The sequence below is a fragment of the Pseudomonas sp. BIGb0176 genome (assembly GCF_024810175.1).
Classification (GTDB): domain Bacteria; phylum Pseudomonadota; class Gammaproteobacteria; order Pseudomonadales; family Pseudomonadaceae; genus Aquipseudomonas; species Aquipseudomonas protegens.
In genome coordinates, this window is the sequence record NZ_JANUEC010000001.1 from 2,351,525 (window position 1) to 2,363,807 (window position 12,283).

General features: G+C 70.3%; 1 protein-coding gene (only partly in view). It reads right to left on the minus strand.

Translation table 11 applies throughout. The annotated features are described in order from the left end of the window. Positions 1-12,283, minus strand: partial view of an orfamide A non-ribosomal peptide synthetase OfaC gene (gene ofaC, locus M2395_RS10285; protein ID WP_123430354.1) — the 3' portion only. 2,426 nt of this gene lie beyond the right edge of the window; only the last 12,283 of its 14,709 coding nucleotides appear in the window; its start codon lies off the right edge, out of view — the gene reads right to left on this strand; it ends in the stop codon at positions 1-3.

The following is a 12,283-nucleotide window of genomic DNA, read 5'->3' on the forward strand; positions in this document are numbered from 1 at the left end:
CTATGACATGACCTCCCCCTGGGGCAGCGCCAGGCCGTCATGCCACCAGGCCGCCAGGTGGTAGACGTTGGGCGCCTTGAGCAGGCTGAAGTGGTTGCCCGGGCCGTACCACACCTGCAGGTGCGCAGCCTGCCGGCGCCAGCCCTGGACCATCCCCTGCTGCTCCCGGCGGTTGCCGGCGGCGTCCAGGCTCGGGTCATCCGCCAGCACCAGGCGCACCTTGCCCTGGTACGGGCGCCGAGGCTGGTAGCGGGTGCGCAGGGCGCTGGCGAAGGTTCGCGCCGGGCCGTGCATGGCCCGCGGGTCGGCGCGCGGGGACAACAGCCCGACCCGTACCATGCCGGCATGCAGCAGGTGCATCTGCATGCCGTCGTCCTCGGCGGCGAAGCGCTCGGGGTCGATGCCCATGTCCTGGCCTGCAGCCAGTTGCATGGATTCGATCAAGCGCCACAGCGCCGCGGTGGTGGTATAGGGCCGCCCTAGCGCGCCATTGCCTCCGGGGGCCTCACTGTCGATCAGGGTCAGCGACACCACTTCGCGACCGGCGGCCTGCAGGGCCCCGGCCATCTCGAATGCCACCCAGCCGCCGAAGGAATGGCCGATCAGGTGCAGCGGCCCGTCGGGGTACTCGGCGGTGATGGCCTCCAGGTAATGCCGGGCTGCCACTTCGACCTGGCCATGGGGCACCCCGCAGCCGTCCAGGCCCCGGGCCTGCAGGCCGAGGATCGGCCATTCGGCCCCCAGGGCCTCGCTCAGGCCGATAAAGCCGGTGATGCTGTCACCGGCCCCGGGCACGCAGAAGATCGGCGTGTGCCCGGGGCGCCCGCTCTGGATCCGCAGCAAGGGCTGGTGCGGCGCAGCGCTCACCGCGCCCTTGGCCCTGGCCGCCGCCAGGGCCTGGCCCAGGGCGTGCCCCAGGGCCTGGATATGCGGCGCCTTCATCATGCTCAGGTGGTCCCCGGGCACGCTGATGCAGTGCAGTTCGCCCGCCGGCAGGATCTCGCCCCAGCCCAGGGTCGGGCTGCGCCGGGACAGCTCGGTGGGCCGTTCGGCGGCGCAGAACAGATGCACCGGCATGCCCAGGGGATGGACCCGGTAATGGGCCAGGGCATGGCCGTGGGCGACCTCGCGGTCCAGGTAATGACCGAGCGCTTGCGGCGGCGCCGTGGCCAGTTGCTCGAACAGCAGCCCCTGGTCGCGGCAGCGTTGCAGCAGGTCGGCAAAGTCCAGTGGCTCCAGCAGCGCCTCCAGTTGTTCCAGGTGCGCCAGGGGCTGCACCCCGGCCGCGCCCTGGGCGCTCCAGTAGGCGCGGCACTGCAACAGCAGGTGGCGCTTGTGCGCGTGCTCGCCAGACCAGCGAGCCTTGCCCTGGTCGGTCAGGCGCGGCACGTAGCTGTCGATCAGGCCGAGGAACTCCACCTCCTGGTCCAGGCCCAGCAACTGCTGGGCGATCTCATAGGCCAGGACCCCACCGAAGGACCAGCCGGCCAGGCGATATGGCCCCTGCGGCTGGGCCTTGCGCATCACGTCAAGCAAGCGTGTGGCCAGGCATTCCAGGGTGCGCAACTGCGGCTCGCCGACCGCCACGCCGGGCAGGCCGTAGATCGGGAAATCGCCGTCCAGGTGCTGGCCCAGGGCCGGGAAATACACGTCCAGCCCGGTGAACTCATGGACCAGGAACAGCGCCGGGCCACTGCCGCCGGTGCGCACCGGGATCAGCTCGGTGGAGCGCGGCGCGGCCGTGCGCTCGCTCAACAGGCGCGCCATGGCCGCCACCGTGGCGTGCTGGAACAGCTCCGCCAGGGTCACGTCGAACGCCGCCTGTTGCAGGCGGTTGAGCAACTGGATGGCCGAGAGCGAATGCCCGCCCTGTTCGAAGAAGTGGTCGTGGCGCCCTACTTGCTCGAGCTTCAGCACCGCCGCCCAATGCCCGGCCAGGGCCTGCTCCAGCGCGCCCTGGGGCGCGGCATAGGCCTGGGCGAGCTGGGCCGCGCTGCCGGGCGCCGGCAGCGCACGGCGGTCCAGCTTGCCGTTGCGGGTCAGGGGCAAGGCCTGCAAGTGCACATAGGCCAGGGGCACCATGTAGTCCGGCAACTGCTGTTGCAGGTGGCTGCGCAGTTGCTCGGCATCCGGCGCCGGGGTGTGCTCGTGCAGGGTGTAGTAGGCCACCAGGCGCTTGTCCCCGGGGCTGTCTTCACGCACCACGACCACGCCGTCCCGCAGGCCGGGGAAGCGGGCCAACTGCGCCTGGATTTCCCCGGGTTCGATGCGCAGGCCGCGGATCTTCACTTGCTCGTCATTGCGCCCGATGCATTCCAGAAGACCATTTTCCAGCCAGCGGCCCAGGTCGCCGGTGCGGTACATCAGGGCCGGCGCAGCGGTACCCTGGGTTTGCTGGTGAAACGGGTCGATGAGGAACTTCTGCGCCGACAGGTCCGGACGGTTGAGGTAGCCCAGGGCCACGCCATCACCCCCGATGTACAGCTCCCCCACCACCCCCACCGGCAGCGGCTGGCCCAGAGCATCGAGCACGTACACCCGGGTGTTGGACAGCGGCCGGCCAATGGGCACGCTGTCGGCATCCGCCGCCAGCTCACCGGGCTCATGGGTCACGGCAAAGGTGGTGGTCTCGGTGGGCCCGTAGCCGTTGACCAGGCGCAAGTGCGGCAGCTCGGCCTGGATCCGCCGGAAGGCCGTGGCATCCGCCCGTTCGCCGCCACAGAGCAGCATGCGCAGCCCCTTGAAGGCCTGGGGAATCAGTTGCACGTACTGGTTGAACAGGCTGGTGGTGAGGAACAGCAGGCTGACCCCGGTGCGTTCCAGCAACGAGCCGAAGGCGTGCGGGTCCAGCAATGTCGCGTGGTCCACCACCACGACCCGGCCACCGTTGAGCAGCGGCCCCCAGACCTCCAGGGTGCTGGCGTCGAAGGCCGGGTTGGAGGCGAAGGCCACCCGGTCCTCGGGGTTGAAATCGGCATAGCCGTTGTTGATCACCAGCCGGGTGATGGCCCGGTGCGGCACCCGCACGCCCTTGGGCGCTCCAGTGGAACCGGAGGTGTACATGACGTAGGCCACCGCCTCGGACGACAGCGCCAGGTTCGGGTTGTGCCCGGCCAGCCGGTCGAAGCGCAGGCGGTCCAGGTCGACCCGTTGCACCGCGGCTTCCAGCACCCGCTCGCTGTGGCTGAGCAGCACCGGCGCCCCGCTGTCGGCCAGCATGAACCCCAGGCGCTCGGCCGGGGCATTGACGTCCAGCGGTACATAGGCGGCGCCGCACTTGCTCACCGCCAGTTGGCTCACCAGCAGGTCCAGGGAGCGCGGCAGCAGCAGCGCCACGTGATCCCCGGGCTGCACCCCCAGTTGCAGCAGATGCTGGGCCAGCTGGTTGGCCCGGGTGTTGAGCTGGATATAGCTGAGCTGTTCGGCGACCTGCACCGCCGCCACCTGCTGCGGCCGGGCCAGCACCTGCTCCTCGAAACACTGGTGCAGGGCCTGCTCGCGCGGGTAGTCGCGCACCGTGGCGTTGAAGCCCTCCAGTACCTGTCGGCGCTCGGCCTGCGGCAGCACCGGCACCTGGCCGATGGCCTGTTCCGGTTGCTGCTCCAGGGCCAGCAGCAGCTGTTCCAGGGTGCCGTGCAGGTAGTCGCAGATGCGCCGGGCATCGATCCCGGCGGCCACGGCGGTGAGCATGAAGCCGTCCCCCAGGTCGTCGATGCTCAGGGTCAGCGGGTAGTTGCTGCGCTCCTGGGCATTGAGCAACTGCATGCCCTCCCAGGCACTGCCGGCCTGCCCCGCCTGGTTTGCCGCCGGGGCACTGTGGCGGTAGTTGAGCAGGCTGCTGAACAACGGTGTACCCGGCTCCACCCCACTGCAACGCTGGACCAGGGCCAGCGGCGCCTGTTCGTGGCCAAGCAGCTGCGCCAGCCGCTCATGGGTGGCCAGCAGGGCCTCGCGCACCGGCAACTCGCCCAGATCGACCCGCAGCGGCAAGGTGTTGATGAACACTCCCAGGGCCCGCTCGGCGCCCTCGCCGCCCTGCATCCGCCCCAGCAGCACGGTGCCGAACACCACCTGCTGCTGCCCCGCCAGGCTGCCCAGCACCCGGCCCCAGGCCAGGTGCATCAGGCTTGCGGCACTGACCCCCAGTTGCCGCGCCTGCAAGCGCAGGCGCCGGCTCAGCAGGCGGTCCAGGGGCTGGCGCGCTTCGCTGAGTTCGGCGCTGCCTCCCGGTACCTCCTGCAGGCCCAGCGGCAGGGTCGGCTGGTCGATATCGCCGAGCATCTGGCGGAAGAACGCCTCATGCTCGGCCTCGCCGATGCCCAGGCGTGCCTGGGCCACGTAGTTGCGGTACGGCACCGCTTCCCCCAGGCGCTGCTGCTGGCCCAGGAGGAAGGCTTGCAGTTCGTGCTGCAGCACCTCCAGGGCCACGTGGTCCATCACCAGGTGATGGAACAGCAGCAGGGCCACCACTCGCTGGTTCACCGGGTCGGCGGCATGCACCAGGCGCAGCAGCGGCGCCTGGGCGATGTCCAGGCGGTAGCGACGGCTGTCGAAGCGCGCCTGCAACTGGCCCAGCACCTCGCCGTCGCCAGGCTCCAGGGCGATCTCTTCGCAGCACAGCGGCGCCTGGCGCCAGACCACTTGCAGCGGCTGCTCCAGGCCTTCCCAGAGCACCGCGCTGCGCAGGATGTCATTGCGTTCGATCACCCCCTGCAAGGCCTGGGCGAAGGCCTGCAGGCGCTCGGTGCTGGCAAAGGCGAACTGCGCCTGCAACACGTAGGGGTCACCCGCTCCAGCCGCCAGATGGTGGAACAGGATGCCGGCCTGCAACGGCGCCAGCGGGTAGATGTCCTGCACATTGGCGGTACCGCCGGGCACCGTGGCCACCACCCGGTCGATGGCGGCCTGGTCCAGTGCCAGCAGCGGCAGCAGGTCCGGGGTGATGCGCGGGCAGTCGCGGTAGATCAGGTTGGCCGGTACCTGCACCTCGCGACCGCGGCCCACGGCAGCGGCCAGGGCCGCCAGGGTCGGCTGGCCGAACAGCACCCGCACATCCGCCGAGAGCCCGGCCCGGCGCATGCGGCCGATCAGGCTCACCGCCAGCAGCGAATGGCCGCCCAGTTCGAAGAAGTGGTCGTGGCGCCCCACCCGCTCGACCTTGAGCAGTTCGGCCCAGAGTTGCGCCAGGAGGATCTCGGTGTCGCCCACCGGGGCCTCGTATTCGCGCACCTGGGCCGCCTCCAGCCCCGGGGCCGGCAGGGCCTTGCGTTCCAGCTTGCCATTGGGGCTCAGGGGCAGCGCCGCCAGGTGCATGAACAGCGCCGGCACCATGAACTCCGGCAGGTGTTCCAGCAGCGCCCGGCGCAGTTGTTCCACCGCCAGGGCCGGCTGCCCGGCAACGGTGGTGTAGTAGGCCACCAGGCGCTGGTCGCCCGGCACATCTTCCCGGGCCAGCACCACCGCTTCCTTGACCCCTTCCAGCTGGGTCAGGCGCGCCTGGATTTCCCCCAGCTCGATGCGCAGGCCACGGATCTTCACCTGGTCGTCGTTGCGCCCCAGGTACTCGATAGTGCCGTCGGCCAGGTAGCGGGCCAGGTCGCCGGTGCGGTACAGGCGCGCGCCCGGTTCCTGGCTGAACGGGTCCTTGAGGAAGCGTTCGGCGCTCAGTTGTTCGCGGTTCAGGTAACCCCGGGCCACCTGCACCCCACCGATGTACAGCTCGCCCACCACGCCCCGGGGCACCGGCTGCATCTGCCCGTCCAGCAGGTAGATGCGGGTATTGGCGATGGGCTTGCCGATGGGGGTGTTGTCCGGGGTCTGTGCCAGCGGGCCGGCGCAATCCCAGGCGGTGACGTCCACCGCCGCTTCCGTGGGGCCGTAGAGGTTGTGCAGCGCCACCTGCGGCAACTGCTGCTTGAAGCGCCGCACCAGGCTGCCCGGCAGCGCCTCGCCGCTGCACATCACCTGGCGCAGGCCGGCGCATTCGCGGGTGTCGCCATAGGCCAGGAATACATCGAGCATCGAGGGCACGAAGTGCAAGGTGCTGATGCGTTCATCACGGATCACCTGGCGCAGGTAAGCCGGGTCCTTGTGCCCATCGGGGCGCGCCATCACCAGCCGTGCGCCGGTGAACAACGGCCAGAAGAACTCCCAGACCGAGACGTCGAAACTGAACGGGGTCTTCTGCAATACCGCGTCCTCGGCAGTGAGACGGTACTGCTCCTGCATCCACAGCAGGCGGTTGACCACCGCCCGGTGCTCGTTCATCGCGCCCTTGGGCCGGCCGGTGGAACCGGAGGTGTAGATCACATAGGCCAGGTGGCTCGGGGTCAGGCCGTTGAGCCGCGGGTTGACCCGGGGCTGGCGGTGCCATTGCGGCTGGTCGAGATCCACCAGGGGCAGCGCCAGGTTGCCCAGCAGCGGCCGGGTCGCGCTATCGGCCAGCAGCGCCTGGGGCGCGCTGTCGTCGAGCATGTAGGCAATGCGTTCGGCGGGGTAGCCCGGGTCGATGGGCACGTAGGCGCCGCCGGCCTTGAGGATGCCCAGCAGGCCCACCACCATGGGCAGCCCGCGCTCGACGCAGATCGCCACCCGGCTGTCGGGGCCGACGCCCAGGTGCAGCAGGTGCCCGGCCAGCTGGTTGGCCTGCTGGTTGAGCTCGCGGTAACTCAACTGCTGCTCGCCGGCCTGCACGGCGATGGCCTCGGGGTTGCGCAGCACCTGGGTCTCGAACAGCCCGTGCAGGGTCTGTTCCAGGGGGTAGTCGCGGGCGGTGGCATTGAAGCCGTGCAGCAGCTGTTCGCGCTCGGCGGCATCCAGCAGCGGCACCTGTGCCAGCAGCATCTGTTCATCGGCCACCATGGCCTGCAGCACCCGCTGCAGGTAGCCGGCATACCGCAGCATGGTGGTTTCATCGAACAGCGCCGTGGCGTATTCCAGGCTGCCTTCGATGCGGTCCTGCACCTCCCCCAGGCTCAGGGACAGGTCGAACTTGGCGAAGTGGCTGGCCTCGTGGATGCCCTCCAGTTGCAGGTCCCCCAGCTCCAGCTGCGGGCCGTCGCCGTTCTGCCAGGTGAACAGGGTCTGGAACAGCGGGCTGTGGGACAGGCTGCGCAACGGCCGCAGGATCTCCACCACCTGCTCGAACGGCAGGTGCTGGTGAGCCTGGGCCTCCAGGGTGCGGGCGCGGACCTGGGCCAGCAGCGCCTGGACCCGGGGCGCCGCCTCCAGGTCCAGGCGCAGGGCCAGGGTGTTGACGAACAGCCCGATCAACCCTTCCACCTCGGCGCGCATGCGGTTGGCCACCGGGGTGCCGATCACCACCTCGGACTGCCCCGAGAGCCGCCCCAGCAGCAGCGCCCAGGCGCCCATCAGGGTCATGTACAAGGTGGTGCCATGGCGCTGGCTCAGGGCGCGCAGGCCGGCGGTCAATTGCGCATCCAGGCGCACCTCGACGCTGCTGCCGGCGTAGTCCTGCTGGGCCGGCCGTGGCCGGTCGGTGGGCAGCATGAGTAACGGCGGCGCCCCCTCCAGGGCCTGGCGCCAGTACTGCGCCTGCTGCTCCAGCACCGCACCACTGAGCCAGTGCCGCTGCCAGTGGGCAAAGTCGCTGTACTGCACCGCCAGCGGCGCCAGGGGGTCGGGCAGGCCACGACTGAAGGCCTGGTACAGCGCCACCAGTTCCCGGGTCAGCACGCCCATGGACCAGCCATCGCTGACGATATGGTGCAGGGTCAGCAACAGCACATGGTGGTCGTCCGCCAGGCTGACCAGGCGCCCGCGGATCAGCGGCCCGCGTTGCAGGTCGAACGGCGCCGAGGCCTCGCCCTGCACCAGGGCCTGCAAGGCGTCGCTGGCCTGGGGGTGGCCCCGCAGGTTTTCCAGCAGCAGCTCCAGCCCGGATTCGGCCGGGGCGATCAGCACCTGGGCTTCGTCACCGTACTGGGCAAAGCGGCTGCGCAGGGTTTCATGGCGCGCGACGATGCGCTCCAGGGCCTGCTGCAGGGCCGCGCCGTCCAGTGGCCCGCGCAGGCGCAGGCCGATGGGAATGTTGTAGGCGGTGTTGGCCCCTTCCATCTGCGCCAGGAACCACAGGCGCTGCTGGGCGAAGGACAGCGCCAGCGGCTGGTTGCGCGGCGCCGGCAGCAGGTCCGGCAGGCTGCTGCGCTCGGCCCGGGCCAGGGCCGCGGCCACGGCGCACAGTTCGGCATTGGCGAACAGCTCGCCCAGGGCCAGCTCCACCCCCAGGCGCTGCCGCACCTGGGACAGCATGCGCATGGCCAGCAGCGAATGGCCGCCCAGTTCGAAGAAGTGATCGTGGCGCCCTACCCGCTCGACCTGCAGCAGCTCGCTCCAGATCTGCGCCAGGGCGATCTCGCTGTCGCCCTCGGGGGCCACATAGTCCCGGCTCAGCAGCGCCTCCAGCGGCGGTTGCGGCAACGCCCGGCGGTCGAGCTTGCCGTTGGCGGTCAGGGGCAAGGCAGCGAGGTGCACATAGGCCGCCGGCACCATGTACTCCGGCAGTTGCTCCAGCAGGCGCCTGCGCAGCTCGGCCGGGCTCGGTTCGGCGCCGGGGGTTGCACTGAAATAGGCCACCAGCCGGGTCTGCCCCGGCTGGTCTTCCCGGGCCAGCAGCACCGCCTCGCGGATGCCCGGAAGGCGGTTGAGGCAGGTCTCGATCTCCCCCAGCTCGATGCGCACGCCACGCACCTTCACCTGGTCGTCGTTGCGCCCCAGGTAGTCGATGCGCCCGTCCGCCCGCCAGCGCGCCAGGTCGCCGCTGCGGTACATGCGTGCGCCCGGCACGGTGCTGAAGGGGTCTTCAAGAAAGCGTTCGGCCGTCAGCTCCGGGCGGTTGAGGTAGCCCCGGGCCACCCCGGCGCCGCCCACATACAGCTCACCGGCGACGCCGATGGGCACCGGCCGCTGCTGCGGGTCCAGCAGGTAGATCCGTGCATTGGCGATGGGCCGGCCGATGTCCAGGGGCCCGCCGGCCAGCAGCCGCCCGGAGCTGGCCACCACCGTGGTTTCGGTGGGGCCGTAGTTGTTGACCACGGCAAAGCTCGGCTCCTGGCTGAACTGGCGCAGGCGGTCGCCGCCGATCAGCAGGGTGCGCAAGGTCGGGTGGCCCAGGCCCTGGCTGAAGGCGTATTCGGCCACCGGGGTCGGCAAAAAGCTCAGGTCCAGGGGCTGGGCCTGCCACCAGTGCAGCAGTTGGTCGAGGTCCTGGTGGCCGATACCGGCCGGCGGCAGGTGCAGGGTGGCGCCGCCGCAGAGCGTCGGCCAGAGTTCCCAGGCCATGGCGTCGAAGCCGAAACCGGCGACGCTGGAGGCATGTCGCCCCGGCCCCAGGTCGAAGGCCTGGCAATGCCAGTCCAGCAGGTTTTCCAGGCTGGCATGCTCCACCATCACGCCCTTGGGCAGGCCGGTGGAACCGGAGGTGTAGATCACATAGGCCAGGTGCGCGCAGCTCATGCCCGGCACCTGCAGGTTGCCCTCGGGGCGGGCCTGCCACTCGGGCTGGTCGAGGTCCACCCGAACCATGGCCGGTTGGCCCACCAGGGCCCGGGTGCTGCCCTGCACCAGCAGCGCCAGCGGCGCGCTGTCCTGCAGCAGGTAGGCGATGCGTTCCGCGGGGTGACCCGGGTCGATGGGCACATAGGCGCCACCGGCCTTGAGAATCCCCAGCAGGCCGATCACCATCCCCGGCCCGCGCTCGACGCAGATCGCCACCCGCTGATCCGGGCCCACCCCCAGCGCCCGCAAGTGCCAGGCCAGTTGGTTGGCCCGGGCATTCAACTGGCCATAGCTCAGGCGCTGCGCGCCTACCTGCAGGGCCGTGGCCTCGGGCTGCCGAGCGGCAATGGCCTCGAAGCGCTGGGCCAGGGTCCGGCCCCGTGGGTAGTCCACGGCGCTGGCGTTGAAATCCTCCAGCAGTTGCCGGCGCTCGGTCTCATCCAGCCACTGCACCTGGGCCAGGCATTGCTGATCGTCGGCCACCATGGCCCGCAGCACCTGCACCAGGTAGGCGGCATAGCGCTGCACCGTGGCCTCATCGAACAGCGCGGTGGCGTAGTCCAGGGTTCCGCGGATCTGCCCCTGGCTTTCTCCCAGGCTCAGGGTCAGGTCGAACTTGGCCACCGCGCTGGCCCCGGCCACACCTTCGAGTTTCAGGTCCCCCAGTTGCAGGTCCTGGGCGAAGTTGTCGACCCAGGTCAGCACCACCTGGAACAGCGGGCTGTGGGACAGGCTGCGCTGGGGCCGGACGATTTCCACCACCTGCTCGAACGGCAGGTCCTGGTGCGCCTGGGCCTCCAGGCTGCGGGCGCGGACCTGGGCCAGCAGCCCGCTCACGCTCTGCCCCGGGTCCAGGTCCAAGCGCAGGGCCAGGGTGTTGACGAAGAGCCCGATCAGCCCTTCCACCTCGGCGCGCATGCGGTTGGCCACCGGGCTGCCGATCAGCAGATCGTCCTGCCCCGAAAGGCGGCTCAGCAGCAGCCCCCAGCCGGCCAGCAGGGTCATGTAGAGGGTGCAGCCATGGCGCTGGCTCAGGGCCTTGAGCTGGTCGCTCAGGGCCCGGTCCAGCAGCAGCTCGATGCTGCCACCGCTGAAATCCTGCTGCTGCTGCGGCCGCGGCCGGTCGGTGGGCAGCATCAGCAGGCTGGGCGCGCCGGCCAGGGCCTGGCGCCAGTAGTCGCTCTGCTGCTGCAGCACCTCGCCGCTGAGCCAGCGCCGTTGCCACAGGGCAAAGTCGCTGTACTGCACCGCCAGCGGCGCCAAGGGATCGGGCCGGCCCTGGCTGAAGGCCTCGTACAGGGCCACCAGCTCCCGGGTCAGCACGCCCATGGACCAGCCATCGGCAACGATGTGGTGCAGGGTCAGGAGCAGCACATGGTGATCGTCCGCCAGGGCCAGCAGGCGCGCGCGGATCACCGGCCCCTGCTCCAGGTCGAAGGCCTGGGCGGCTTCGGCACGCACCCGCCCGGCCAGGGTCAGCGGCGCCTGGCGCAGGTCTTCCTCGTGCAGTTCCAGAGCGCTGTCCAGGGGCCCAATCAGCACCTGGGGCTGGTCCTCGACGCGCACGAAACGGCTGCGCAAGGTGGCGTGGCGGCTGACGATGGCCTGCAGCGCCTGGCGCAGCGCCGAGCGATCGAGCTGCCCGCGCAGGCCCAGGCCGATGGGAATGTTGTAGGCGCTGGCGGCACCGTCCATCTGCGCCAGGAACCACAGGCGCTGCTGGGCGAAGGACAGCGGCAGGTCGTGATCCTGCACCGCCGGGAAGATCTCCGGCAGATGGCTGCGCCCGGCGCGCTCCAGCACCGCGGCCACCGCGCTCAGCTCGGCATTGGCGAACAGCTCGCCCAGGGCCAGTTCCACCCCCAGGCGCTGGCGTACCTGGGACACCATGCGCATGGCCAGCAGCGAATGGCCGCCCAGCTCGAAAAAGTGATCCTGGCGCCCGACCCGCGGCAGGTGCAGCACCTCCTGCCAGATCGCGGCCAGGGTGGTTTCGGTGGCGCCTTGCGGGGCCTGGTATTCACGGCCAAACAGCGCCGCCTGATCCGGCGCCGGCAGGGCCTTGCGGTCGAGCTTGCCGTTGGCGGTCAGGGGCAAGGCGTCGAGCCGTACATAAGCCACCGGCACCATGTAGTCAGGCAACTGCGCCAGCAGGTGGGCGCGCAACTGCGCCACGTCCAGGGCGACATCCTGCTGCTGGGTGAAATAGGCCACCAGCCGCGGGTTGCCCGGCTGATCCTCGCGGGCCAGCAGCACCGCTTCCTGGATACCGGGGAACTGGCAAAGACGGGTCTCGATTTCCCCCAGCTCGATGCGCACGCCGCGGATCTTCACCTGATCGTCGTTGCGCCCCAGGTAGTCGATGCGCCCGTCCGCCAGCCAGCGCGCCAGGTCGCCGCTGCGGTACATGCGCGCCCCAGGCTGGTCGCTGAAGGGATCGTCGAGAAAGCGTTCGGCGGTCAATTGCGGGCGGTTGAGGTACCCCCGGGCCACCCCGGCGCCGCCCACATACAGCTCACCGGCGACGCCGATGGGCACCGGGCGCTGCTGGGAATCCAGCAGGTAAATGCGCGCGTTGGCCACCGGCCGGCCGATGTCCAGCTCGCCACCGGCGTGGATCGGCCCGGAACTGGCCACCACCGTGGCTTCGGTGGGGCCGTAGTTGTTGATCAGGGCAAAGCCCTGGTCGTGGCTGAACTGGCGCAGGCGGTCGCCGCCGATCAGCAGGGTGCGCAGGCTCGGGTGGCCCTGCTCCTGGCTGAAGGCG